Raw genomic sequence first — 26,816 nt, forward strand, 5'->3', positions numbered from 1 at the left:
GAACTAATACGATTTATATTATGAAAAACGCATCATTCAAAAGACTTATGCAAGGGGTATGTATCGTATCCCTGTCGTTCTTTCCTGTTAACTCCATGAGTCAGCAGTTACCGTACAAGAATCCCAATTTGAGTTCGCAAGAGCGCGCAAAAGATCTCATCTCGAGATTGACACTGGCCGAAAAGGCGGCATTAATGTGTGACCAATCGGATGCCATTCCACGTTTGGGAATTAAAAAGTTTAACTGGTGGAGCGAGGCACTGCACGGATATGCCAACAACGACAGTGTTACCGTATTTCCTGAGCCCATAGGCATGGCTGCTTCTTTTAACGATGCGTTACTCTTCAAAATATACGATGCGGCATCCGACGAAGGGCGTGCCAAATACAACCAGTGGCTCAAACGCGGAAACGAGAATAAACGTTTCCTGAGTTTGTCGGTGTGGACGCCTAACGTCAACATTTTCCGCGATCCTCGTTGGGGGCGCGGTCAGGAAACATACGGCGAAGATCCTTACCTCACATCTCGTATGGGTGTGCAGGTTGTAAAAGGGTTGCAAGGACCCAGCGATGCCAAATACCGTAAGTTGCTGGCCTGTGCCAAACATTATGCCGTGCACTCCGGACCGGAATGGAGTCGCCACGAGTTGAACCTGAATAACGTTAGTCCCCGCGAATTAAACGAAACGTACCTGCCTGCTTTTAAAGCATTGGTTCAAGAGGCCGATGTGCGCCAGGTGATGTGCGCTTATCAGCGTTTAGACGATGAACCTTGTTGCGGCAATACCCGTCTTTTGCAACGGATTTTGCGCGATGAGTGGGGCTTTAAATACCTTGTGGTGTCTGATTGCGGGGCAGTAACCGACTTTTTCACCACTCACAAAGTGTCTTCGGATGCAGTTCATGCGGCTTCCAAAGCCGTTTTAGCCGGAACAGATGTGGAGTGCGTTTGGGAAAATTATCCGTTTAAAGATCTCCCCGCTGCCGTAGAAAAAGGATTACTTAAAGAAGAAGATATAAACAAAAGTTTGATGCGCGTTTTAATTGGACGCTTCGACTTGGGTGATTTTGATGATGATGCGATTGTTCCATGGGCACAAATACCGGCATCGGTACTGAATAACGAAAAGCATCGCCAATTGGCTTTGGAGATGGCACGTCAAACCATGACTCTGCTGCAAAATAAGAAGGATGTGTTGCCGCTGTCGAAATCAACCAAGCAGATAGCCGTGATTGGCCCCAATGCAAACGATAAACCCATGCTGTGGGGAAATTATAACGGAACGCCCATACACACTATTTCAATTCTTGATGGAATAAAAACAAAGATAACCGACAAGAAAATATACTATGACAAAGGATGCGATTTGGTTGAAGATAAGGTGACTCAAAGTTATTTCAACCAACTATCTTTTAATAATATGAACGGATTCAAGGCTACGTACTGGAATACACCCAACAGAAGCGGCAACGTTGTTACAACGGTACAGATAGCTAATCCGATAAAAATGACTACGGCCGGCCAGCACGAATTTGCGTCGGGTGTAAAGCTTCAGGGTTTCTCGGCCTTATTCGAAGCTGAGTTCACGCCTAAAGTATCAGAAGATTTGGTATTCAAGGGCGGAGCAACGGGGTATTTCGAGCTGACGGTCAATGGCAAAACGCTTCAAACTTACAGCAACTGGCGTACCCTGCCATCACGCATTCCGTTCAAGGTAGAAGCCGGACAGAAATACAAGATTGAAATTAAGTATGCTCAACAAAACGACTGGCAAGCCAACATCGAATTTGATTTCGGGAAAGAAGTAGATGTTGATTACACCAAGCTGATTGAGAAGCTGAAAGGTATTGAAACCGTTGTGTTTGTAGGAGGACTTTCGGGAAGCCTCGAAGGTGAAGAGATGCCTGTCAATTACCCCGGCTTTAAAGGTGGCGACCGCACCAACATTGACCTGCCGTCTGTGCAACGCAACTGTTTGAAAGCATTAAAAGAAGCAGGTAAAAAAGTTATTTTCGTCAACTGTTCCGGTTCCGCTATTGCGCTCACACCCGAAACGGAATCTTGTGATGCCATCCTTCAAGCTTGGTATCCGGGCGAATCGGGCGGTCAGGCGGTTGCCGATGTTCTTTTCGGTGATTACAATCCCGGAGGGAAACTTCCCATCACCTTCTATAGAAGTTCCGACCAATTGAAGGACTTCGAAGATTATTCCATGAAAGGACGCACGTACCGCTATATGACCGATGCCCTGTTTCCTTTCGGCTTCGGGTTGAGTTACACCCGTTTCCAGATTGGTAAAGCCACGATGGATAAGTCTCAAATCAAGCCCGACGAAAACATCAAACTAACCATTCCGGTAAGTAACGTAGGAAAAAGAGCGGGAACGGAAATACTGCAAGTGTATGTTCGCAAGGTGAATGATGTAGAAGGTCCTATTAAAACCCTGCGCGGATTTCAACGAGTGGAGTTGGTTGCCGGTCAATCAACCAACGCCACCATAAACCTCGCACCTTCAGCATTCGAGTTTTTCGACTGGGCTCAACGGAAAATGACTGTTACTCCGGGTGAATATGAACTGTTATATGGCAATAGTTCGGATGCGAAAGATTTGAAAAGCATGAAGATAAACATTCTTTAAGTAGTGGCATATCTATTGACTATTTTCTCTATATAACTGACATCTAAGAATAAATTGACTGTTACAAAATTACCGTTGTAAAATACAGCCCAATTATTGAATACACAAGGCAATTCTTTTGCCTTGTGTAACGTATCTACCTGAATAAGAGAAACAGGAACATGATTTGTTTCGCAATACTTCTTTGTGGCCTCTATATTTTGGCACACATAGGGACATTGCATATCATAGTAGACGGTCAACCCTTTGCCCTCAGTGCCCTGATTCTTCACACTAGGTGAGAATTGGGGCTTTGTTCCATCAAAAGAAAGTGCCAGCAATTCGTATCCGGTATCGGTGGTATCAACCACCTCGAAACCAAACTTCTTCGCAAATGACTGGTCGGAAAGCCAAGCTTTTTGCTTTTGCGCTCCCAACATGCAAACACCCGATTTACCTTTTGCTTTGGCATCAGCCAAACAGTACTCCATGAGCGATTTAGCATACCCCTTACCTTTGTAATCACCCAACACCCACAAGCAATACACATAATAATAATTGTCGCCGATGATAGGTACCCAAGCCGTTTCAAGCGGCGCATATTCTATAAAAACCGTAGCTTTGGCATTCAGCTTCCTAAACACATGGCCTTCAGTCAGCCGGTCGGCCAGCCATTGTCGCTTAGCTTCAATGCCCGGATGAATCTTTTTGCTACGAATAATGCAACACAAATGCTCACCAGAAAGATTTTCTGGTGTTAAGTTTATAAAATCAGTATCCATGTCTGCTATCACTTTGATAAATTTATCGTGTTATTACATCTATTTCTGCGTATCCGGCAACATTATCACTCGAGATATTTTTCAAAGCCTTAAATTTAATATATCTGGCTTCGATTGGTTGGAATTCTTTCACTTGCCATACCGGATTGTTTTTTATATTAGCAAATTCACCTTGCGACACCAACTTCCAATCCATATTATTATCCGACACATAAAATTCGTAATTCGAAATAATACCGGAGCTCCATCTGTTTTGGTCAGGAAGATACTTGAACCCGCAAAGATTATAGTTGCCACCTAAATCAATGATCAAATCTACAGGCATTTCACTATCGCGCTGATGCCACGCAGTAGCAATATTTCCATCAAACAAAAATTTGATATTTTCATCGTTCATACCAACAACATTCCAACCGGCCCGTGTCACATCAAATTTCTCTTGTGTTACCGGACTGCTTTTCCCTGAAGCAGGATCATAAGCAATTGCTTTTACTTCAATCTTACCGTCTGTTTTTAGAGGAACAGTATATTTCATTGATCTTGACGTTGGTTCGCTGCCATCTAGCGTAAAATAAAAACATGGACCTATATCATCAGATGAAATACTCACATCTCCGTTTTGATTTCTTGAGATAAGAGGCGCATCCAGAATTAAAGGTGCATTGTACACACCCATATTAGAAATAATCGGGCAGCTTTTCGAATCAGTAATATTTAAACGGATTTTAGACGCTTTGATACTTGAAAAACGCAGAATACGCTTGTAACCAATAGTGGTTGCCTTTGCTATTTCCTCCCAATTCCCATCAACAAAAGCTTCAAGTGTAAATGCCTTGACCCGTTGTCCCAAACGTATATATTCCTGTACCATCAAACGGTTGAAAGTAGTTGGTTTGCCAAAATCTACGATCAGTGAGGCTTTCTTGATACTATCGTCAGTTGCCCAGTAAGTATCTTTCTTCCCGTCAATGGTTTTGTATGCCGAAAACTCTTTGGCATTGCTGCGGACATTTGTTGCTTCCACTTTGGCTTTTTCAGCGAGGTTTACTGCAAAAGATTCTTTCACAGTTTTGGCAAAATCAAGTGCGGCCTTTTCATCTTTTTCATTGATTAAACCGTTGGGCATAATGGGAAAGTTTAGTAACAAGGTTGAATTACGCCCTATGGAGTTATAATAAATATTCATTAAATGCGGAAGCGTTTTGACTTTGGTATCTTCACTCGGATGATAGAACCATTCGGGCCTGATAGATGTGTTTACCTCCGCAGGCACCCACGCATCTCCGTTTTCTACTCCATAGTGTAGCATATTCCATGGCACATCGCCAGTAGCATTCAATAAGCTCCAGTTCGTTTCACCCACATATCCATCCTCAGTTCCTACCCAGCGCAAATCCGCACGATCACCACCGTCGTTCCATATAACAATATTTGGTTGCAATTTCCGGACAAGCGCATAGGTGTTTTTCCAGTCGTAATAAGTGGTACGGTCTATTTCCCTAATTTCATTTGCACCACCGTAATATCCATCGCCACCATTTGCACCATCAAACCATACTTCGAAGATATCGCCGTATTTGGTGAGAAGCTCTGTTAATTGATTGCGAAAATAGGTAATATATTCAGGTTTTCCGTAATCAGGATGGTTTCTGTCCCACGGTGATAAGTAAATACCAAGCTTTAACCCATATTCTTTACATGCATCTGCCATTTCGCGAACCATATCTCCTTTGCCGTTTTTCCACGGTGCATTTTTCACTGAATATTCAGTATATTCAGATGGCCAAAGGCAAAAGCCACAATGATGCTTAGCGGTAATGATAATTCCCTTCATACCCGCCTCTTTACAAATACGTGCCCACTGACGGCAATCAGCCTTTTCCGGATTAAATAGTTTGACATCTTCGTTCCCATAGCCCCATGATTGATCGGTGTAGGTGTTAAGTGAAAAGTGCACAAAAGCATAATATTCCATTTCCTGCCATCGCAACTGGTTTTCAGAAGGGACAGGATACAAAGCTGCGGGAGTTTTGGTTTGAGCAAAACAAAAACAAACAGAAAAAATGGAAAGAAGAATTCCATGCAAAAGATTTTTAGTCATAATATGTTAGCTATTTAATAGGTATGTATCTGAAATATTCTGATCTTCTTAGTGCGCTACTTCAATAAATTCGGGTTCATAAGGTGCAATAGTAAAATTGCCGGCATAATTCTTATCAAAGAGAATACTTTTTGATTTACCATTCATTTTAATTTCCTTAGACTCTCCGCTCACGTTTAAATACAGGTAGTGGTACGTATCAATCTGACGGGCCATAATACCCTCGGGTACTTCAGGTCCTTTTTTGATACCAAGTTCCTTAATTAAGTCATCGACTATGGGGCCAAGCACTTCACCTTTAGCTGGTAAACCTACATATATTGCCTTGCCTTTGCCGTATTTATTCATCGTCATGATTGGGTAATCTTTGTCAAGGCTGGTGATTGAGCCAATGATAGCGGCACCCTTGCCCTCAATCACGTCAAACCTAGCTGATTCGGTTTGTACAGTTTTCCCTCTATAAGTAAATTCCAGCTTTTTTCCTTGATATGCTTTACGCGATACCTCATTCATCGCTTCCGTTTCTTCATAACTGGCAACGCGAATGCCAAACACATCATGTAAACGTCCTGGTCGCGTTGAAGCAAAAACCTTTCCTGTTTCGTCGACTATCGCAGAGTTGGAAGTCATAATTACCGTACCGCCATTCGCAACATATTCTCGTATTTTGTTGGCAGTAATTTCATCCATTACAGCCACTCCAGGCACAAACAGAAGTTTGTAGTCTAAAGGACTTTTATTGATGGAAACAACTTTAGCATCCATATTGCGCCAATAAAAAAGATCCCAGCACGCCTGAAGTTGATTTTCGTGCTGTTCTGGGAAAGCAACACTCGCTATCTGGCTGGGGAATGAAAATGCCATGCCTACTTCAGCTTGCAATTTATAGGGGAAAAACTTTTCGATCTTTTTAAACTCTGTGGCTATTTTTTTATACTCATCGTATTTTCGGTTAGGCATACCATCCCAATCAAGCATACCCTCAAGATACTGTTCTTCACCGGCGTGCATGCTCTGCCATGTCCAGCCACAAACCATTTGATTGCCATAAAACAAAGTAGCGTAAGCCTGCTTGCGTATCGCATTGGGAACAGCCGTCATGGTTGTAAACTCACTGCACCAGAAAGGATTATTGCTTTCAAACTGAATACGTGCTATTCCAAACGCAGCATTCATTACGCCCCAATTGGTAATAAGCGAAGTGCCCGGATAAAAGCCTTCACCCTGGCGTGTCATTTTTCCGGAGTAAGCAATTTCAGAATAATCAAAATACTTCAATGGACTGAAGTACCAGGCATTCGTATTGGTTAAGGCATTTGGAGCATTCTCTTTTACTTTATCGAGGACTTTAAAGAGTATCTGATTAACTTCGTCGGATACAAAACGCCGGAAATCAAGTATCTTCTCAGGAGCACCATTCTTTGAACCTTCTGCAGGCAAACCAACTTCATCAAAACAGTTCAAGCGTCGTGACCAACGCTGGGTAGCCCAAGCTTGATTTAAATTATCGAGCGTTACATATTTATTTTTCAACCATACAATGAACCGCTGCCGAACCGTTTCCGAGTAAGAAATAGGGCCATCGCCCGACTCATTGTCAATGCCAAAAGCAAGCAAAGCCGGATGTTTGGCATAATGTTTCGAAATAGAATCGGCATACCGAACGGCATATTTCTGATAATTAGGATCGCCCACATCATCCATATACCTGTGGTTGGGATATTTAACATTGCCATTGGCATCGACCACATCGATGGATGGATATTTTTTGTGTAACCATATCGGAGCAGGATGAATGGCAATATCCATGATCACCTTAATGCCGGCTTGTCCCATTAGATCCATCACCTGATCAAACCAAGCAAAATCAAACTTACCATCCGAAGTTTCGTAGCTATCCCATGCCAAATGCCCCATGCGCACACATGTAAAGCCTGCGGACTTCATTAATTGAATATCTTGTTTGATTTTATCGATATTTTTATCATCGTGAGGATGATAATTAGCTCCCACATACAACATTTGCGCATAGCCAACTGATGGCAAAAGAATAGCAATTAAGATTAGTAGCCGCAAAAGATTGTTTTTTTTCATGTTATTTTCGTTTTATGGATACAATGTAAAATTACAAATAAAAGCCAATAAGCTCCAACCATTTAATTATATAATTTCGGAGACATCAATTCATTTTCAAATTAAGGAACTCTGTTTTGAATTAAAAATGATTCACTAAACAGAGAAGATTCGAAAATTCGTATATTTGCAAGAGCTAGAAATATGAACTTGCGTTGCAAGATAGACCTTATAAGAATTACTAAAAATGAAACAAATAACTAATCCGATCATTGCCGACATTCGTCAAACCTTGACAGATAGCACCGATTTAGCGGTACTCGCTTCATCTGCCCGTTATCACAAAGAGGGCGAAGCACCGAAAGTATACGGTGTACGCACAGGTGAAGTAAGCAAAATTGCCAAAGAAGGTTTGAAGCAGATAAAGCACCAACCTAAACAAGAAATACTTGAACTTTGCGAAGAACTTTGGCAAGCCGGATATTTGGAAGAATCTATCGTAGCCTGTATTTGGGCAGAATCCCTACACAAGCAATACGAACCTGCCGATTTTAAAGTTTTGGATCGTTGGGTACACAATTACCTGAATAACTGGGCCGATACAGACACTCTTTGTAATCATACGATCGGTAATTTCGTGATGATGTATCCCGAATATATCGCCGAACTGAAAAAGTGGGCCAAGTCTGATAAACGATTCGTTAGACGTGCTGCTGCTGTAACGCTTATTATACCTGCTCGCAAAGGTATGTTCCTAAAAGATATCTTCGAAATAGCAGATATTCTTTTGCTCGACACAGACGACCTTGTACAGAAAGGCTACGGATGGATGCTCAAAGCTGCCAGCGAAGCTCACCAACAAGCCGTATTCGACTACGTTATGTCGAAGCGAGAGGTAATGCCACGCACAGCGTTTCGTTATGCAATTGAAAAAATGCCTGCTGATCTAAGAGCGGAAGCGATGAAGAAATAAACAAGAGAACAACTGCTTGTCAGCAAAGCCAATGCGTATTAAGAACACATATTCTGTATATCTTATGAAACTAATATTATTATTGTTTCTCACATTACTAACTCAAAGCACTTTTGCGATTCTTCCGGACACTGTATATATACGTAAACCGGAAGAGCTAGGGTTGATGTACAAAGAACTAGATGTAAAAACGAATGATAATTATCACATTGCAACGTGGTTTTTCCCAGCCCAGAATAGTCTATCCGAATCAGAACTAGAAATGCTTAACGGAGCAAAAAGGAAGTATGAGACACCAGACAATATAGAACGAGCAACTATCATAATTTGTAATGGAGATGCAGGGAATATGTCCTATTTTCAGCTACATTTAGCAGAAGCATTCTGTAATATGGGATTCAATGTTGTAACATTTGACTGGAGAGGTTTTGGGACAAGTTCCTATTTCCCGATGGATAAAAATTACTTGTGTTATACTGAGATGCTCGAAGATTACAATGCTGTTATAAACACCGTAGCACAACAACCAGAAGTACGAAAAGATGCTATTGTTATTATGGGGTGGTCAACAGGAGCATACCTATCAATGATAACCGCGTATAACAACAATAATGTTAGTGCTTTTATAGGTCGGTCACTGCCCACTACTTTCGATGATTTTATTCCTTTAGTTATGAAGGTACGTAACAAAACTAAGAGCGAGCTAATTGTACCTACAAATTTCCCGACAGATAAAATGCCTATTTGTATAGCACCAAAGTTCAGAAAACCCATTTTCTTAATAAATGGAGAAAATGATATTCGTACACCTGTATGGATGAGCCGTAAAGTATTGGATTTACTGCCATCCGATATCCCCAGAGAATTAATGGTAGTCAAAAATGCAGCTCATGGAGGAAAAGAAGATCCGATTATGATTGACTTTGAGAATTTTATCGATAAAGTAAGTCTATTCTTGAAGAAAAACATAGTGAATAAATAAGCTGCTAAAGCCCTAGCCAACGACAAAAGGAATCAATACTTTATTCTGAAATAATTCAAAATAGCTTTATAGCGATCCTGAGCATAAAGATTTGCTAATATTTATGCTTAAATGGCAATCCCTCAGTATTTCAGTATGATCCGTATGATCCCTTAAGAGAGGCAGGGTTAATCAACAAATACCCCAGACACAAAAAAGCCTGCAAGTCATTGACCTACAGGCTTTTTGTGTCTGGTATTATCCAGATCATCAGCGGAGAGACAGGGATTCGAACCCCGGGAACCTCGCAGTTCAACGGTTTTCAAGACCGCCGCAATCGACCACTCTGCCACCTCTCCAATACTGTTTTATTAGTGCTTTCCGTTGAAAGCGTTGCAAAGGTACGAATCATTTTTAAATATGCAAACTTTCTGCTGCATTTTTCACTAATAAATCGTATTTTTGCCGTGCAGAAAGCAAACTAAAAAGGGCGGATTAGCGTTGATTACTCATGACAATCCGCTGAAAATGAGTTAAATAGTAAACAGATTGATTCAAAATGATATATCCCCAGAATTTTGAGCAAAAAATTGATTTTGACCACATCCGGCAGTTACTAAAGGATAAATGTCTGAGTCCGCTCGGTAAAGAACGAGTGGCAGAGATGGCTTTTTCCGATCAATACGAAGTGGTCACCGAAAAGCTAAATCAACTAACGGAATTTATCCGTATCATTCAGGAGGAAGACGATTTTCCCGATCAGTATTTCTTTGATGTGCGTCACTCATTGAAACGGGTGCGTGTGGAAGGGTTGTACCTCGACGAGCAGGAGCTGTTCGATCTAAGGCGTTCGCTGGAAACCATCCGGAACATCGTGCGCTTCCTTTGCGGAAAGGAGGAAGAGGAATCGGATTCACCCTACCCTACTCTGCGGAAGTTGGCCGGTGATATTGCCGTTTTCCCGCAATTAATTACCCGGATTGACGGAATTCTTGATAAATACGGTAAGGTTAAAGACAATGCGTCAACAGATCTGGCACGCATCAGGCGTGAACTGGCTTCAACCATGAGTGGCATCTCGCGCTCGCTCAACAGCATTCTTCGTAGTGCACAAACCGACGGTTATGTAGATAAGGATGTAATGCCTACCATGCGTGACGGACGATTGGTTATCCCTGTAGCTCCGGCACTGAAAAGAAAAATCAAAGGGATTGTACACGATGAGTCAGCCAGCGGTAAAACGGTATTTATAGAACCGGCAGAGGTGGTGGAAGCCAACAATCGGGTGCGCGAACTGGAATCGGAAGAGCGAAGGGAAATCATACGTATCTTAATGGAGTTCTCGGGTACGGTGCGACCTTTCATTGATGATATTTTGCAGTCGTACGAATTCCTGGCGGAAATTGATTTTATCCGTGCAAAGAGTTATTTCGCCATTCAGACGAAAGGCATCAAGCCGGCATTGGAGAATGAGCAGGTGATAGACTGGACCATGGCTGTGCACCCGCTGTTGCAGTTATCTCTGGCTAAACAGGGCAAAAAGGTGGTCCCGCTTGACATGGAACTGTCACAACAAAAAAGGATATTAATTATATCGGGACCCAATGCGGGCGGTAAATCAGTGTGCCTCAAAACTGTGGGATTGTTGCAATATATGCTTCAATGCGGCATGTTGGTGCCAATGCACGAACGCAGTCACGCTGGCATATTCGGAAGCATCTTTATTGACATAGGTGATGAGCAATCCATCGAGGATGATCTCAGTACGTATTCTTCTCACCTCACCAACATGAAAATGATGTTGAGGAACTGCAACGAACGCAGTCTGATCTTGATTGACGAATTCGGCGGGGGCACGGAGCCGCAAATTGGCGGTGCCATAGCCGAGGCAGTACTGAAACGATTTAACTTGAAGCTGACTTTCGGTGTCATCACCACGCACTATCAGAACTTGAAACATTTTGCCGAAGACCACGAGGGAGTGGTTAACGGGGCTATGTTATACGATCGCCACTTGATGCAGCCGCTCTTTCAGCTTCAAATGGGTAATCCGGGTAGTTCGTTTGCCGTTGAAATTGCCCGTAAAATTGGTCTGCCGGAAGAGGTTATTGCCGATGCTTCGGATATTGTAGGCAGCGAATACATCAATGCCGATAAGTATTTGCAGGACATAGTGCGCGACAAGCGCTATTGGGAGAGCAAGCGTCAGAACATTCGTCAGCGGGAAAAGCAGATGGAGGACACCATCGCTCTCTATCAAAAGGAAATGGAGGAGTTGCAGAAGTCGCGCAAGGAGATTATCAGAAAGGCGAAAGAAGATGCCGAACGCTTGTTGCAGGAGTCAAACGCAAAGATTGAAAACACCATACGTACCATCAAGGAGGCACAGGCCGAAAAGGAGAAAACCCGAATGGCAAGGCAGGAGTTGGCTGATTTTAAGGAGTCGGTCGACAAGCTTTCGGCACAGGATCAGGAGGATCGGATTGCCCGACAAATGGAGAAGTTACGTCGCAAACAAGATCGTAAAAGTGCTCCTAAACCTGAAAAACAAGGTGATAAGGGTGCAGCGACACCTGTTAAGCCCAAAGTAATTGTCATTGAAGCTGGCAGTTTTGTAAAGCTGAAAGGGCAAACTACCGTGGGCGAGGTACTTGAGGTAAACGGAAAGAATGCGGTAGTGGCTTTCGGTAGTTTGAAGACAACGGTGAAAACAGATCGTCTGGAACTATCCAACGCGCAACCTCAGAAGCAGGAAATTGCCAAAAGTACATTCGTCAGTACGCAAACGCACGACAGTATGTACGAAAAGAAGCTCAACTTCAAGCAGGACATTGATGTTCGCGGCATGAGGGGTGAGGAGGCTTTGCAGGCGGTGACGTATTTTGTTGACGATGCCATATTGGTTGGCATGGATCGTGTACGTATTTTACACGGAACGGGAACGGGCATCTTACGCTCGCTCATCAGACAGTATTTGCAAACAGTACCGGGAGTGAAACATTTTGCCGATGAGCACGTGCAGTTTGGCGGTGCGGGCATTACGGTGGTTGACCTGGTTTAATAGTAATAATCATGAAGAATAACCTGTTAAGTGAAAAGCTGATTTACACGGGGAAGAGTCTGACTCCTACCCACTTGCACCTATGCAGCTACAGTTCGACGGATAAAGTGGAGGTTACGGGCGACTCGTTTGCTGCCGTAGCGGGGAGTTTATCTGACAGTCGCACCAATTGGTTGCAGGTTCACGGACTGAAAGACACGGAAACCATCCGGGAAGTCTGTAATCATTTTGGCATCGGATTTCTGGTGCTTCAGGATATTCTGAACATTAAGCATCCTACTAAAATTGAAGAACATGATCATTATACGGTCATGATCATGAAAATATTCTCATCGGGCAAAACCGAAAATGAGTTCAGGCAGCAACAGGTTTGCCTCATTCACGGACAGGGTTTCGTGATTAGTTTCATGGAAGGAGAAAGCGGCTTTTTTGATGATGTGGTGGCTGCCATACAAAACAATGTATTGAAGATTCGTGAACGGGCCAGCGATTATCTGTTGAGTGTGTTGCTGAACAGTGTCATGGGCAATTACATTGCCATTGTTACCGGCATCGACGATGCATTGGAGGAATTGGAAGAAAAATTGCTGGTCATCAACAACGGACATGACATCGGCGCCCGTATTCAAACATTACGCAGACAGTACATGTTAATGAAAAAGGCTGTGTTACCGCTCAAAGAGCAATATATAAAATTACTTCGCTCGGAAAATGAGATGATGCACAAAGTGAACCGCCCGTTCTTCAATGACGTAAACGATCATTTGCAGTTTGTACTGCAAACCATTGATATTTGTCGGGAAACGCTCTCTTCTTTGGTTGATTTGTATATTTCAAACAATGATTTGCGCATGAACGACATCATGAAACGGCTGACGGTTGTTTCAACTATTTTTATCCCACTTACTTTTCTGGCAGGGGTATGGGGCATGAATTTCAAGTTTATGCCCGAGCTCGACTGGAGGTATGGATATGTTGCCGCATGGGCAATTATGCTCGTAACCGGCCTATTGGTTTACTGGTTCCTGAAAAGGAAAAAATGGCACTAATAATTATTACATCATGAAATCAATCAAAGAATTATATCGCATTGGCACAGGTCCTTCGAGTAGTCACACCATGGGGCCGCGCAAAGCAGCCGAGATTTTCCTAGCTAGGCACCGGAATGCGGCTTCGTTCAAAGTTACGCTTTACGGAAGTTTGGCTGCCACGGGAAAAGGGCACATGACAGATGTGGCGATTAACGACACATTAACGCCGGTAGCACCGGTAGAAATAGTGTGGCAACCCAAAGTTTTTCTGCCTTTTCACCCCAATGCCATGACCTTTGCTGCTTTTGATGCACGACAAAAGTTACTTGAAAACTGGACGGTGTACAGCATCGGCGGGGGCGCGCTGGCCGAAAATAACGAGGAACCCACCATTGAAAGCAAAGAGGTATACGACATGAGAAGCATGACCGAGATTCTCAACTGGTGCGAACGAACAGGAAAAAGTTACTGGGAGTATGTAAAGGAGTGCGAAGACGAGGATATTTGGGATTACCTGGATGTGGTTTGGAATACCATGAAAGAAGCGATCCGCCGGGGACTGGAGGAAGAAGGGGTGTTGCCCGGTCCTTTGAATTTGCGCAGAAAAGCTTCTACTTATTACATTAAAGCTACCGGATACAAAGATTCGTTGAAAACCAGGGGACTTGTTTTTGCTTATGCTTTGGCCGTAAGTGAGGAGAATGCTTCGGGTGGCAAGATTGTGACTGCCCCTACTTGTGGTTCGTGTGGTGTGGTACCTGCGGTACTTTATCACCTGCACAAAAGTCGCGACTTCAGTGACATTCGTATTATTCGTGCGCTGGCTACTGCGGGATTGTTTGGTAACATTGTGAAGCACAACGCTTCCATATCAGGTGCCGAAGTGGGTTGTCAGGGTGAAGTAGGCGTAGCTTGCGCCATGGCATCGGCCGCAGCCAACCAGCTCTTTGGCGGCAGTCCGGCACAAACGGAATATGCTGCTGAAATGGGACTGGAACATCATTTGGGAATGACGTGTGATCCTGTATGCGGGTTGGTACAGATTCCCTGCATCGAACGAAATGCCTATGCGGCTGCACGGGCACTCGACGCCAATATTTATTCGTCCTTTACCGACGGCATTCACCGGGTTTCGTTTGATAAAGTGGTACAGGTCATGAAACAAACCGGCCACGATTTACCTTCTTTGTATAAAGAGACCAGTGAGGGCGGACTAGCCAAAGATTACGAGCAAATGTAAATTCAAAAGCATGATAGTGAAGACAGTGTTTTATATACTGTCTTCACTGTAAACGTCTTCCATTAATTCTTCTTTTTTAAGAGACATCCCTCCATCTGCTGTTATGGTAATGGACACCGGCACATACAAATCCGTTTGAGGATAAGAAATGCTGGCCGCAAACACCATACCTTGGGGCGTGCTCTTATCAAACACCATGCCTTCCAGGATTGATTTAGACATAAATTCTTCATCGAGCAGGGAAGCAAAGCTTTTCTTGGTAAATGTTTTGCTGAACACCCTTTCGTTTCCGCGGGTAATTCTCAATACAATCTGGTTGTCGAGATATTCATCTCCCATCTCAGTATTCACATGAGGAAGTGAATCACTCGGTGTACGCGAAAGGAAAATGTGATAATCTTTACCTTTAAACTGAATATCAGTCTCCGACTTAGATACTTGCATTCTCTTGGTTCCGTGTGCATCTGCGCTATCTTGTTGCACCAGCAACGTGTCTTTGTTGTCCTTGCCACCCTTTCCAGAACAGGCCACAAAGGCTGAAACGGCCAACAATACAGACAAAAGATAAAAAAGTCTTTTCATTTTTATGTATGATGGTAAATAACTCAAGCAAAGGAACAAAAAGAGAAACAAATACACAAGAAAAACAGAATCAAAAAAAAGCAGCTAACACCATTACATCGCTGTAAGAGCATTAGCTGCAAAAAAATACAAGTTGTCAATAAAACACGTTGGTTAACCTTAAAACTAACCTAATGAAATTTCTTATTTATTTCCACGCTGTCCGCCACGGGGACCTCTGTCGCCCATTTTGTTCTGTCGTTCAGCTTGTTTTTTACTGTAAGCAGCATATTGCTCCTCGGTCAGGATTTTCTTTAACTTAGCATCGTAAGCATCGCGGTTGTTCTGCATTTCTTTGCGCAGTTCTTCCCTCTCTGCTTTTTTATCTTCCGCACGATTAGCCATTTTCTCAGTTAAGGCCATGTTGGCTTCCAATAAGTCTTTCTTCTGAGCTTCGTTTAAAGAATACTCTTTAGCCATGCGTTCGGTCATTTTCTCAGCACGTTCTTTCGGGTCCATCTTTTTCCCGTTACGCATGCCTTGAGCCATAGCCATGCCGCCTGTAAGCAGCAACGCAACAATTAGAAATCCTATCTTTTTCATCTCTTTTCGCTTTTTAATTTATAAAATTGGTTCTCTTTTATTTTGTTGCAACATCTATATGACTAACGAAAAGAGCAAGTGTTTAATTGAAATTTCTTTTTTAACAGTTTTTATTTTTTGCTTTTCTGTTCATACTCTGCTTTCTTGCTACGGTAGAAGTCCTGCAGCACATAAAATGCCTTTTTACGGACACCTCTTTCGGATATCACACCTTTTCGGTTAAAGAAGTCCTGAATGCCATTAAGCTGGCGACGGGTGGAACGGAAATCCATCAATATCCAGGGAGATGTACCGGCAAATCCGTCTACACGGTTATACATATCCAACGTGTTCTTGTATAACTCCTCTTGGTATTCTTCTGTCCACCGTTCCGTTTTATCACCGTGTAAACCTTGCAACGCACCTCCGCCAAACTCACTGATAAAGAAAGGTTTGTCGTAAGGTATATCCCACTGCCTGGTTTTGCAGTCTTCCGGTGTGCCTCCATACCAGCCCAGGTAATTATTAAAACTGATGATGTCAACGTATTCACTCATGTAGTCTTTCACCTGACTGATGTTGTTCTTGGTTCCGGTCACTTCCATTGCCATACTGAGCAAACGAGTATTGTCTTTGTTCCTAACTTGCTTAGCCAAACGAGCCAAAAAATTATCGCGCGCATCACTGTGAGGAGTTTCATTGGCAACCGACCATATAATAACGGAGCACCTGTTCTTATCGCGTTCCATCATATCATTCAATTGTGCCGATGCATTATGATACGTATCGGGATTGTCCCAGTGAATGGTCCAGTAAACAGGTATCTCCGACCACACCATCAACCCCATTTCTTCCGCTGCACGAACCATGTGCTCGTTGTGCGGATAGTGAGCCAAACGCACAAAGTTACAACCCAACTCTTTAGCCCAGTTCAATAAAAGAAGCGATTCTTCTTTGCTGTACACGCGCCCTTGTCTGTAAGGTGCCTCTTCGTGAATGGAAATACCCCGAAGGAAAGTTTGCTTTCCGTTCAGCAGAAGACTCTTTCCCTTCGTTTCAATCTGACGGAAACCAATTTTATCTTCCAACACTTCTGATCCGTTGCGCACTTCCACGGCATAAAGTTTAGGATTCTCAGGGCTCCATAATTGGGGTTTCGCCTTGCAGGCAAAAGCGGCTTTCCCCTGTTCATCGGTGGTCAGTGTCTGTGTTATTTTTAATTCAGGAATGCGTATTTGTATTTTAACACCGGGCACAGGTTTGCTTAGCTTAACATAACCCGTTATTTCGTTGTACTTTCCTTTGGGAAGTTGCACCAGATAATCGTCTACAGACACCTCGGGAGTTTCCACTAACAGCACATCACGGGTAATGCCACCGTAGTTCCACCAATCTGAATTGACAGTAGGTACGCCTTCGGGCTTGCGCTCATTGTTTACACGCAGCACAACAAAGTTATCTCCTTCACGAAGTTTATCAGTTACGTCAAAATAGAAAGGAGTGAATCCGCCTTCATGTACACCAACCTTCTCACCGTTTAAATAAACATTAGCTAAGTAATTAACCGCACCGAAATACAAATACACTCTAGTATCCGCTTTCTTATTGTACGTGAAGTCTTTTTTATACCACACACTGCCTTCATAAAAAAAAAGCTTATCGTTTTGTGTATTCCAGTCGCCCGGAACCATCAATTGTTGTGCCGTATCAAAGTTATACTCTACCAAGTCCGACTTATCACGCATCTTCTGATTCTTGAAAAAGCCATTGGGGTTTTCTTTCAACCGATAATCGTAAAAGCCATTATCAAAAGGATCTACAATGGCTCTCCATGAGCCATTCAAGGAAAAGGTATGACGGGCATATACGTTTTGCAGAACAGGAGATTCCGGTGCATACCGAACCATTTCGCAAGCTGCCAGTAAGAATGCGCCAACCCCAAAATTAGCTGTTGAGTTAGCATCAATCACCTGACCGGGTATCGCCCTGTCGCCGATAGGCTGAACATAGCCAATTCTTCCGTTTTCCTGCAAGGCTGTATTGACAAGGTATTCCCATCCTTTGAGCGCAACGGGACCATACGTCTCCATGTCGAGTAAACCGTTGTTGATTCCCCAGAGAAAGCCATAGGTAAAGAAAGCCGTACCACTCGTTTCCGGTCCGGGAGCAAAAGTAGGATCGAGCATGCTACGAGTCCAATAGCCACCGGGTTGTTGCGAAGCAGCAATAGCCTTGGCCATGTCCTGAAAGCGTTTCACATAAGCCGAGCGATGAACGGCCGATTGCGGCAAGTCTTTTAATACTTTAGCAAAGCCGGCAAAAACCCAACCTACACCACGTGCCCAAAAATCTTTCTTCCCATTCACCGTTTGATGTTTCGGATATACGTAACGAGCGTCACGGTAATACAGAGCAGCCTCCGAATCATACATTATACTGTCTGAATACGTAAGATATTCATGCAACTTTTTCAGATACAAATCATTGCCGGTTATCTTATAAAGTTTGGTCATTACCGGCATCACCATATACAAACCGTCCGACCACCACCAGTAGTCATTCCGGTCGGTACTCATCTGATACTCCATGACTTCGCGTGCACGTGCTATCTTCTTAGGATCAGGAGAAAGCATGTACAGATCGGCGTAGTTTTGAAAGCAAATCTGATAATCGCCGAAAAGAACGTACTCATCCGTTTCACCATAACTATATTTCCATTCGTTTTTATTATTTGATTTAGCTCCTTTCCATTCATTATATTTGGCCCATTCTTCCGTGTAGCGAAGATAATTTTCGTTGCCCGTTAAGAAATAAACCTCCATATTGCCGGTATGGTAAGCTGCATTATCCCAAAAAGACCTGCCGTGTTTGGGATTGTTTTGTTGCCAGTAAGCGTTCACTTTATCAATAACCCGAAGCGTTTCGGATTTCGTAAAGGAAGCCTGGGAATAAGCCACTGACAATATAGCCCATAGCAGAAGAGCTGTCAAATAAGACCTTTTCATGTTATTCAATTTTATAGTTCCATTACATTTTTATTTTCTCGAGTACGTAAACGGAAGTTGGTTCCTGTTCCACCGTTTTTTCTCCGTCTCCTTGTGCCGTTTTCTGAACAAACAGATGAAGCTGGCGACGGCTTTTCCACAATTCCGTATCGTGCGAAGGTTCCCAAGCCTCAACGGAGAAATCGGTCAGATCAGAAAACATCCATTTTCCGCTTTCCACATTATCCGTAACGGCCATTGAGACTTTACTGCCCCGTTCTTCATCTCTGTAAATATAAGCCACCTTGCACTTCCCTCCTTTTTCGTTGATAACCAGTCGGGGACGCGCAATGGGAATCATCTTGGTTCCCCCTCCGCTTAAACTAAAAGGAGTGACACGTTGTGATACCTGTTGTTGACGCCACTGCTTACCATCAAACCACACCAGGCGGTACTGAGGAACATTGCTGTTGGCACTGCGCCAATAAGTGGCAATGAAAGGGTGTCCTTCCTTATTGGCCGACATGCTGGTTTGGTTGATCAATTCACTGTTTTGAGGGATGCGACAAGCATATTCGGCATTGGTTGCGTTGATTGGCAAAGCATACGTTTCTCCGTTCGATTTTTCCCAAGTCTTTCCTCCGTCTCGTGAGCGTGCATAACACAAATCATGGTTTGTTTCCACCAACCAAGTTTCACGCCACACCCACGACAAATGGATGGTTCCCGCTTCGTCAACGTAGAGTTGCCAGTAAGCATTGCGCTGGTTTTCTCCGTCAATCAGTACATCCTGCACCCGCTCCCACTTTCGGGAGACTAGGTTATAACGATTCATCACCAGATTACCTCTTCCCGAAGAGCCCGAGCGATAAACAAAAATCAAATCACCGCCGGCCAACTTATAAAACTCCGGATAAGTAACATTTTGCTCGTCGACACCGGTCATCACTTCTTTATCACCTAACTGAAGAGAGCCCGGAGCTACGCTGCGGCAGTAATTCAACGGATGTCCGTGGTGGTCGAACGCCGCATGCAGATAGCCATCACCGTCAACCATCAAACTGATTACGTTGTGAGCATCGGCACAATTACCTTTGTATTGCGAGCGCCGGAGTTGCCATTTATCACTGTTTAATTTGCGTTTTCCAACCACCAGATACCCATCGCCATCGTAATAAGAAATGTATTGCGTATTGCGGTAGGTAACCAGCGAATTGTTGCGGAAAACAGTTGTGTTCACCGATGTACGGCTATATCCTTTGCCCGCGTCGACCAACCTCTGAGCAAACAAAGAGGAGGTCAACACGCACAACAGAAAAGTTCCTGATAGTATTCTTTTGCTTAAAAACGTACCCATTACCCTTACACTATTACTTTGCAACCGGACTAATTACATAACCGTACGTATATTCTTTTGCTTTCAACAAATACGGCTCGTGCGGATACATACCCCAGCTATTATCACCTCCCACACCACGCTGTGCCAAGTCAACGTGCAAAACAACAGCCTTGCGGGGATTTATATCATTGATGTGGCGCTGACTCTTAGTCAGTCCGGCATCAAAATCTTCCGGATAGTTGCGAAGTGCACTCACGCTGAGTGGTTGCAAACCGTCAATGCGTAAGCCAAAGCCTTCTTTGTTAGTTAGCGTAAGCCAGCGTACATCTGTTTTGTTTCCATTCTCTTGGGGACGGATGTAAGCCACGTATTGTTCGTCGACCGTACTGGTGTATTTACCTATAAAGCTAGCCGTATTTCTGTCCGAATAGTTTTCCCACGGACCTCTGCCATACCAGCTAAACTGATCAAACTCTTGCGCTAAAGTCATCTGCATACCAAAACGAGGTATCTCAGGTAAGGCAATATTCCCAGCTTTCCAGCTACCGTTAACCTCCACACGACCATCGGCATAAACCGTATATTTTACCGTATAATCCGAAGCCACATCACGCAAGTAATAAATAGAAGTCAGCGTTACAGCCCCATCCTTTCGCTCCACATTCATGCCTTTGAACTCCTTGTTTTGTCCGGCAGTACGCCAAACATTGCAAAGAATACCCATGCGGTTACCGAAATCATTATCGGTAGGCGCGCGCCAGAATTGTGGTTGCGGTGCATGTCCCAGCAACATTTTATCTTGGTAACGGTAACCGTTCAACTCACCGTTTCTCTTATTAAATGAAATGCGTACATCACCACAGGTAAAGAATAACACATTATTTTCTTCCTTCATATCAATTGCACCAGTCGTACTCTTTTGACCGGCAAAATAAGAGTTTCCGTTCAGAACAAACTGCTCGCGAGCGACCTCATGTCCTTCCGGAATCATTTCAGAAGGGTATTTGGCGTAAGCATACACGTTAAGCAAATATTCAGCTTCCGATTCTTGTTGAAGAGCAGGCAAAGGCAATTTCACCTCTTTGGATGAACCGGCAGGCAAGCTAACTTGTAAAGTACCGCTAGCTGCAACATCGCCATTTTTCAACAGCTCCCACTTAAAGTTATAATTCTTCAGGTCCGTGTATAAGAAGCGATTTTGAATAATCAAGCGTCCGTTTTCCACATCTTTAGCTTTAAACAGAATGTCTTGGTACACCTTTTTCACTTCAAATAAACTCGGATGCGGAGTGCGATCGGGGAACACCAATCCGTTCGTACAGAAGTTTTCTTCATTCGGGTAGTGAGCCGAACCGAAGTCACCACCATAAGCCCAATAGAATCTGCCGTTTTCATCTTTTGTTGCAAGGCCCTGGTCTACCCAGTCCCATATAAATCCTCCCTGCATGTGTTTGCTTGTGGCGATAACATCAAAATATTCCTGAAAGTTTCCGGTACTATTACCCATGGCATGTGCATATTCGCACATGATAAAAGGACGTTTTACATCCGTGCGCGCAGCATATTCCTTCATGTAACGCATGCTTGGATACATGGGGCACACAACATCTGTATTTTCTTGTTCGCCCGCTTGTTCAAATTGCACCGGACGAGAAGCATCGCGCTGTTTCACCCATTGATACATTTCATGGAACACGGGACCGTTTCCACATTCATTGCCTAAACTCCATAAAATAACACACGGATGGTTTTTATCTCTTTCAACCAATCGTTCCACACGATCCTTGTGAGCAGGTGCCCATTGGGGAAGATAAGCCGGATGCACGCTCTTGTCAAACCAACCCTGAAGTTCAGCTCCCATTCCGTGGGTTTCAATGTTGGCTTCATCACAAATCAACAAACCATACTGATCGCACAACTTGTACCACAGCGGACTTTGGGGATAATGGCTCATGCGCACGGCATTCACATTGAAACGTTTCATCATGCGTATGTCTTCCAGCATGGTTTCTTTATCCACATAATGGCCTGTATATTGATTATGTTCGTGCAAATTCACTCCACGAACCAACAGCGGCTTACCGTTGAGCATCAGTTGAGCATCTTTTATTTCTACTTTTCTGAAACCTGTTTTGCAGGAAGTTGTTTCAATAATCCGCCCGCTCTTATCTTTCAGCGTAAGCAGAACCGTATAAAGCACCGGAGTTTCATTACTCCATAGCGCAGGCGAAGAAACATTGCGTGAGAATGCAACCTTTGTTACCTCTCCAGCACCTACTTGTACGGGTTTGGAAAGCTGAACTACCGATTTTCCTTTTTGATCCAACAAAGAAAGATGCACCACACCACTCTCCATTTGTTGTTTGTAATTCTTCAGGTCAACCGTCACATTCAGCATACCGTTCTTGTAAGACCGATCCAAATCAGCCAGTGCAAAATAGTCTTTTATGCGCACTTGGTCGGTACTATATAAATAAACACTTCTGTCAATGCCCGATAAGCGCCAGAAATCCTGATCTTCCAGATAAGAACCGTCACTCCATCGATAAACTTCTACTGCAACCTGATTCTTTCCGGGCTTTACATAAGCAGTTATGTCAAACTCAGCCGGACTCTTTGTTACCTGACTGTAACCCACTTTCTGTCCGTTCACCCAAATATACATCGCCGATGTTCCTGCTTCAAAATGAAGATAAATCCTACGGCCATTCCAAGAAGCCGGCAAATCGAAAGAACGTTTATAACTTCCCACGGGGTTGTCGTTGTGGGGAATAAAAGGCGGATTCTTGGGATGCGGATACGTCACATTCGTATAAATAGGAATGCCATACCCCTGCAATTCCCAGTTACCGGGAACTTTAATATCATCCCAGTCGCTTGTATTATAGTTCTCCATGTAAAAATCGACAGGGCGTTCGGCAGGTATCTTTACCCAGCGAAACTTCCACGTACCGTTCAACGATAAATAATACGGAGATTGCTCATAAACATCATTCACAGCCAGCTGCTCGTTGTTGTATGGCAACGACGTAGCACGCGGAGCTTCTTTATTCACGGCAAATACCGATGGATTTTCCCAGTCGGGTGTCTGGGCGGAAAGATTTGTGCCAAGCATCAGAGCGGCCAATCCACCTACAAATTGTTTAGAAAGATAATTCATATTTCAGTGTTTTATTTATTCGTAATAAGCATGATCTTTAGGAAAATCGTCACCTTCCCAAGCTTTTTTTGAGGTCCACGGTTGCGGTGCATCCGTCCAGAAAGGATGATTGGCCGGTAAGCCCAACGGCAAGAAAGCCAAGGAAGCCAGATACATGCTTCCGTTATTGGAATACCAATCGGCTATGTTAGGCTGATATGAACTGAAGCCAATACGCAAAAATCCTTTCTCATTAAAATTAGCCGGCGAAGAGAACATTCGTTTGATGACAGCAGTCATGGCCGCACGCACCTGCCCGTTGGGCAGAGATTGGGGCAATTCTTCACGCAAAGCGAGCAAAGCCAGAGGCTGCAACACACCTGTGCGATAGGTAATGGAACGGCCAAAAACAGGGAAAGTTCCTTCGGGAGAGATGAAGCGTTCCAATATCATGCCAAAACGTTGCATGCGTTTCACTGCTGTTTCGTAGCGTTTGCGGGGAGCAATCCAGTTCTGCTTTTTATCGGTTACCACTTCCAGGCATTCCACATACATGGGATGGAGCACGTAACTGTTATAATAATCAAAGGCAAAGCTCGGACCGTCTGAATACCATCCGTCGCCTACATACCATTCTTCCACCTTGCGCAAAGCCGAATTGATGCGGTAATTATCAGAACCGGCACCGGCTTTCATCAAAAACGTTTCAATGGTAGCGGAGAATAGTAACCAGTTTGTATACGGAGGGTCCACACGACGTAACTGTTTAAACTCGGAGATATAGCGTTCTTTGGTCAGACTGTCTAAAGGCATCCACAAGCTATCATAAGCACGCAGAAAACTGTTGGCAATGTAAGCCGCATCCACCAAAGGCTGTCCCTCTTTTCTCCACAACAAGTAATCAGCACTGGCAGGGTCAACCGACTGAGCGTATGCCTTCAATGCCCATTGGCGAAGTTGCTTGCGTTGAAGCCCTTCGGGAGTATTGTCATCCGGTAAAGCCAACCAAGGAGCCAAGCCCGCCATTAGTCGGCCAAAACATTCCATATAAGTTACTGCCTTGTCTCTGCCATCCCACGTGGGACTTACTTCCACCTGCATATTTTGTTGCAGCTTACCTTCACTCATGTTACTTAACACAGGAGCAGCCATGCGATACATCAGGTTACACCAATAAGTGCGGTCGTCGGGTTCTTTTTCTACTTTTTTCTTTGCCTGTGCAAACTGAACAGGTAAGAAACAGGCCAATAGCAGCCATACAAAAATGTTCTGTCTCATTTTCATGGTATCTTAAACGTTGGTATTAATTCACTTTATCCATTCGGCCGGACTCCACTCATCTATCCATTTCAGGAACGGTACGCCTTTATCATCAAACTGAACAGGCAGCCAGATGTAACGTGCATCAATGGGATTCTTCGGCCTCCAGATATCAGCCATAAAGATATACTTATTTGGCTCACCCTGAAGGGTTAATATGTAAGTACTTTGTCCACCGTATGTTATTTTTGCATTTTCCCCCGTACACGGATTAGGATGTTTTGTCCACGGTCCCCAGATAGACGGAGCCGAGAACATACGCGCCTTATTGGGTGCCCAACCGGTACAACCCGAAGTAATCATCCAATACATTCCGTCTTTTTTAAAGATGGCAGGCGCCTCGTTGTGTCCGGCAGGAGCCACTCGCATATATTTTCCCGTATAACCCAGATAGTCATCATTCAGCTCGGCAATGTGTAACGTCAGATTCTCTTCCGAAGAATAAATATGATACGCCTTACCATCCTCATCAACGAACAAAGTCATGTCTCTCGACATCTGTCCGCCGGCCAAATCTCTTTGAATGAAAAGTCCGTTATTCACTGCTTCATACCACTTGGGAGTCCACCATTCCTTATAATCCTCCAATTTCAACTGCTTATTTTTCAGTTCCTGAGGCATATCAAACGGATAAACACCCGGATTGGCCCGAAAAGAACCGATAAACTGATAAGGCCCTGTTGCTTGATCACTAACCGCTACAGCGGCACAAGCAGCAGCATAGCCTTTGTCCTTTAGCTCCAAATGGAACCACATGACAAATTTCTTTGTTTTATTGTTATAAATAACTTTAGGACGTTCTATAATACATCCTTTTACGATGTCACTGGCAGGATCATCCGAAACCGGCAAGGCAACTCCTTCGTTGGTCCAGTTACACAAATCAGTTGACGAATAACAAGTCACTCCAACCAGCGCCGAACTGGTTGTGGCACTCTTATGTTCTCCAAACCAATAATATTTATTACCAAAATGAAGTACGCCACCACCGTGAGCATTAATGTGATTGCCTTCGTTATCGGGCCATAACTCACCCGAGCGAATCATCTTTTCTTTCTGATACACCCTGACATAATCTATTTCATATCTCATGGGGAAAGCTTTATCATCGGGTTCACCGCCGTTCACCCCGCCAAGGGCCAGATTCAATAAGATATAATGAGGTTGTTTAAACGGATTCTGATGATTGCCCAGCGAACCGTTTGTGGTTTGGCTCAACGGTATTTCGTTAAGCAATTCGTTATCTAAATAAAGTCTGATTGCTTCTTCGTCCCAATCCATACGCCAGATGTGAAATTTAGAAGCCCATTCCTTGTCCTTTTGCAAGAAGTAGTCAAAAGGAATCTTTTTACTGTTCCACATGGCATGATACCGGGCATCCGTGCCCCAGGCAGCATTAGCCAAGATGTGTGGTATTCCCTGAATACGGTAATATTCCATGATATCAATTTCACCACACGAAGGCCATTCCATGTTATTACCTAATGTCCATATAGCAGGCCACGCACCTCCCCCAACGGGTATCTTGGCACGAACCTCTATCCGTCCGTATAAAAACTCTTTTTTACCGGCCGTTTTTAGGGAAGACGATGTATAAAAAGCATACTTACGTGCCTGTTTCCAGCTCTTACCCTCTTTGTTGTATTCTGTGTTCCTTACTTTCTCTTTTCTACCTTCAATAATCAATAGGCCCTTTTCGCAAAAAGCATTGTCAGGCTGATACCATTGCAGTTCCTCGTTACGCACAAACCCATCTTCAAAACTCCATACGGTACTGTCGGGCTTACCGGGTTTGTTAAACTCGTCACTCCAGACAAGTTTGTATGTGCTTTGCCCAAGCATGTTTACCGGAGCAAGTAGAAACAGCAGAAATAACACTTTTACCATTATTTTCTTTCTCATCCTGTTATGTTGTTTGTTGATTTAGTAGAAACCTATATACAGCATAGAATTAACCTGTGCATCAAAGAAAAAAGGGTGGGGCAAGCTTTCACCCAGGAGAGACCTGCCCCACCCGTTAAACAAATTTATAGAAGACCTATTGAAAAGAT

General features: G+C 43.7%; 16 protein-coding genes, 1 tRNA gene and 1 pseudogene. 6 read left to right on the forward strand and 12 right to left on the reverse strand.

Features of this window, described 5'->3' with window-relative positions; genetic code table 11:
- Positions 1–20: 20 nt before the first annotated feature.
- Positions 21–2,639 (forward strand): xylan 1,4-beta-xylosidase, encoded by a 2,619-nt coding sequence (gene xyl3A / locus ACKPCE_RS15175; RefSeq protein WP_407655013.1) that lies wholly within the window; start codon positions 21–23, stop codon positions 2,637–2,639.
- On the opposite strand, the gene ACKPCE_RS15180 is transcribed toward xyl3A, so the two are convergent.
- Genes ACKPCE_RS15180 through ACKPCE_RS15190 form a run of 3 tightly spaced genes read right to left on the reverse strand, consistent with a single transcriptional unit; the run spans position 2,636 to position 7,595 of the window.
- Positions 2,636–3,400, reverse strand: a complete 765-nt coding sequence (locus tag ACKPCE_RS15180; protein WP_319505806.1) for a GNAT family N-acetyltransferase — start codon at positions 3,398–3,400, stop codon at positions 2,636–2,638. The genes xyl3A and ACKPCE_RS15180 overlap by 4 nt on opposite strands.
- 22 nt (positions 3,401–3,422) lie before the next feature.
- Positions 3,423–5,501, reverse strand: a complete 2,079-nt coding sequence (locus tag ACKPCE_RS15185) for a discoidin domain-containing protein (protein ID WP_319505807.1) — start codon at positions 5,499–5,501, stop codon at positions 3,423–3,425.
- A gap of 48 nt (positions 5,502–5,549) precedes the next feature.
- Entirely contained in the window at positions 5,550–7,595 is a 2,046-nt protein-coding gene (locus tag ACKPCE_RS15190; RefSeq protein WP_319505808.1) for a beta-galactosidase, read from the reverse strand.
- A 226-nt stretch (positions 7,596–7,821) separates the two neighbouring features.
- Here ACKPCE_RS15190 and ACKPCE_RS15195 point away from each other — a divergent pair, with 226 nt between their 5' ends.
- Together ACKPCE_RS15195 and ACKPCE_RS15200 are read left to right on the forward strand one after the other, a co-directional pair.
- Positions 7,822–8,547, forward strand: a complete 726-nt coding sequence (locus tag ACKPCE_RS15195) for a DNA alkylation repair protein (RefSeq protein ID WP_319505809.1) — start codon at positions 7,822–7,824, stop codon at positions 8,545–8,547.
- 64 nt (positions 8,548–8,611) lie between these two features.
- On the forward strand, positions 8,612–9,529 hold the full coding sequence (locus tag ACKPCE_RS15200; protein WP_319505810.1) for an alpha/beta hydrolase: 918 nt from the start codon (positions 8,612–8,614) through the stop codon (positions 9,527–9,529).
- A 253-nt stretch (positions 9,530–9,782) separates the two neighbouring features.
- Here the strand turns inward: ACKPCE_RS15200 and ACKPCE_RS15205 are convergent.
- A tRNA-Ser gene (locus ACKPCE_RS15205) sits at positions 9,783–9,867 on the reverse strand.
- A 200-nt stretch (positions 9,868–10,067) separates the two neighbouring features.
- Here ACKPCE_RS15205 and ACKPCE_RS15210 point away from each other — a divergent pair.
- The 3 genes from ACKPCE_RS15210 to ACKPCE_RS15220 are packed head-to-tail and all read left to right on the forward strand — an operon-like array spanning position 10,068 to position 14,840.
- Positions 10,068–12,569, forward strand: coding sequence for an endonuclease MutS2 (locus ACKPCE_RS15210; protein WP_319505811.1), 2,502 nt, complete (start codon positions 10,068–10,070; stop codon positions 12,567–12,569).
- Between the two features lie 11 nt (positions 12,570–12,580).
- Entirely contained in the window at positions 12,581–13,618 is a 1,038-nt protein-coding gene (corA, locus tag ACKPCE_RS15215; RefSeq protein WP_276993864.1) for a magnesium/cobalt transporter CorA, read from the forward strand.
- 13 nt (positions 13,619–13,631) lie between these two features.
- Complete coding sequence (locus ACKPCE_RS15220) at positions 13,632–14,840, forward strand: L-serine ammonia-lyase (protein WP_276993862.1); 1,209 nt, start codon at positions 13,632–13,634, stop codon at positions 14,838–14,840.
- Between the two features lie 30 nt (positions 14,841–14,870).
- Here the strand turns inward: ACKPCE_RS15220 and ACKPCE_RS15225 are convergent, their stop codons facing one another.
- The 8 genes and pseudogenes from ACKPCE_RS15225 to ACKPCE_RS15260 form a co-directional block, all read right to left on the reverse strand.
- Positions 14,871–15,422 carry a DUF4738 domain-containing protein gene (locus ACKPCE_RS15225; protein WP_308763995.1) on the reverse strand — a complete coding sequence of 184 codons (552 nt, stop codon included), beginning with the start codon at positions 15,420–15,422 and terminating at the stop codon, positions 14,871–14,873.
- A 183-nt stretch (positions 15,423–15,605) separates the two neighbouring features.
- Positions 15,606–16,004: a DUF4890 domain-containing protein gene (locus ACKPCE_RS15230; protein ID WP_319505812.1), complete on the reverse strand. Its 399-nt coding sequence runs from the start codon at positions 16,002–16,004 to the stop codon at positions 15,606–15,608.
- Positions 16,005–16,114: 110 nt separating this feature from the next.
- Positions 16,115–17,890, reverse strand: a complete 1,776-nt coding sequence (locus ACKPCE_RS15235; RefSeq protein WP_319505992.1) for a glycoside hydrolase family 2 protein — start codon at positions 17,888–17,890, stop codon at positions 16,115–16,117.
- Positions 17,879–18,988 (reverse strand): annotated as a pseudogene (locus ACKPCE_RS15240) (glycoside hydrolase family 88/105 protein); the annotation flags it as partial. The gene ACKPCE_RS15235 and the pseudogene ACKPCE_RS15240, both read right to left, overlap by 12 nt.
- 22 nt (positions 18,989–19,010) lie before the next feature.
- Positions 19,011–20,324, reverse strand: coding sequence for an alpha-l-rhamnosidase (locus tag ACKPCE_RS15245; RefSeq protein WP_319505813.1), 1,314 nt, complete (start codon positions 20,322–20,324; stop codon positions 19,011–19,013).
- A gap of 13 nt (positions 20,325–20,337) precedes the next feature.
- Positions 20,338–23,466, reverse strand: a complete 3,129-nt coding sequence (lacZ, locus tag ACKPCE_RS15250) for a beta-galactosidase, LacZ type (protein ID WP_319505814.1) — start codon at positions 23,464–23,466, stop codon at positions 20,338–20,340.
- Positions 23,467–23,481: 15 nt separating this feature from the next.
- Complete coding sequence (locus ACKPCE_RS15255; protein ID WP_319505815.1) at positions 23,482–24,723, reverse strand: DUF2264 domain-containing protein; 1,242 nt, start codon at positions 24,721–24,723, stop codon at positions 23,482–23,484.
- Positions 24,724–24,753: 30 nt separating this feature from the next.
- Positions 24,754–26,667, reverse strand: coding sequence for a family 43 glycosylhydrolase (locus ACKPCE_RS15260; RefSeq protein WP_319505816.1), 1,914 nt, complete (start codon positions 26,665–26,667; stop codon positions 24,754–24,756).
- Positions 26,668–26,816 lie beyond the last annotated feature (149 nt).

Origin of the sequence: Bacteroides graminisolvens (genome assembly GCF_963666085.1) — a bacterium.
Taxonomy (GTDB): domain Bacteria; phylum Bacteroidota; class Bacteroidia; order Bacteroidales; family Bacteroidaceae; genus Bacteroides; species Bacteroides graminisolvens.

Coding starts and splice junctions, on each gene's coding strand:
- ACKPCE_RS15235 (WP_319505992.1), bottom strand. CDS start 17,890: ATGGTTCGGTATGCACCGGAATCTCCTGTTCTGCAAAACGTATATGCC.
- ACKPCE_RS15195 (WP_319505809.1), top strand. CDS start 7,822: ATGAAACAAATAACTAATCCGATCATTGCCGACATTCGTCAAACCTTG.
- lacZ (WP_319505814.1), bottom strand. CDS start 23,466: ATGAATTATCTTTCTAAACAATTTGTAGGTGGATTGGCCGCTCTGATG.
- ACKPCE_RS15190 (WP_319505808.1), bottom strand. CDS start 7,595: ATGAAAAAAAACAATCTTTTGCGGCTACTAATCTTAATTGCTATTCTT.
- ACKPCE_RS15185 (WP_319505807.1), bottom strand. CDS start 5,501: ATGACTAAAAATCTTTTGCATGGAATTCTTCTTTCCATTTTTTCTGTT.
- ACKPCE_RS15210 (WP_319505811.1), top strand. CDS start 10,068: ATGATATATCCCCAGAATTTTGAGCAAAAAATTGATTTTGACCACATC.
- corA (WP_276993864.1), top strand. CDS start 12,581: ATGAAGAATAACCTGTTAAGTGAAAAGCTGATTTACACGGGGAAGAGT.
- ACKPCE_RS15245 (WP_319505813.1), bottom strand. CDS start 20,324: ATGGGTACGTTTTTAAGCAAAAGAATACTATCAGGAACTTTTCTGTTG.
- ACKPCE_RS15230 (WP_319505812.1), bottom strand. CDS start 16,004: ATGAAAAAGATAGGATTTCTAATTGTTGCGTTGCTGCTTACAGGCGGC.
- ACKPCE_RS15220 (WP_276993862.1), top strand. CDS start 13,632: ATGAAATCAATCAAAGAATTATATCGCATTGGCACAGGTCCTTCGAGT.
- ACKPCE_RS15200 (WP_319505810.1), top strand. CDS start 8,612: ATGAAACTAATATTATTATTGTTTCTCACATTACTAACTCAAAGCACT.
- ACKPCE_RS15255 (WP_319505815.1), bottom strand. CDS start 24,723: ATGAGACAGAACATTTTTGTATGGCTGCTATTGGCCTGTTTCTTACCT.
- ACKPCE_RS15225 (WP_308763995.1), bottom strand. CDS start 15,422: ATGAAAAGACTTTTTTATCTTTTGTCTGTATTGTTGGCCGTTTCAGCC.
- ACKPCE_RS15260 (WP_319505816.1), bottom strand. CDS start 26,667: ATGAGAAAGAAAATAATGGTAAAAGTGTTATTTCTGCTGTTTCTACTT.
- ACKPCE_RS15180 (WP_319505806.1), bottom strand. CDS start 3,400: ATGGATACTGATTTTATAAACTTAACACCAGAAAATCTTTCTGGTGAG.
- xyl3A (WP_407655013.1), top strand. CDS start 21: ATGAAAAACGCATCATTCAAAAGACTTATGCAAGGGGTATGTATCGTA.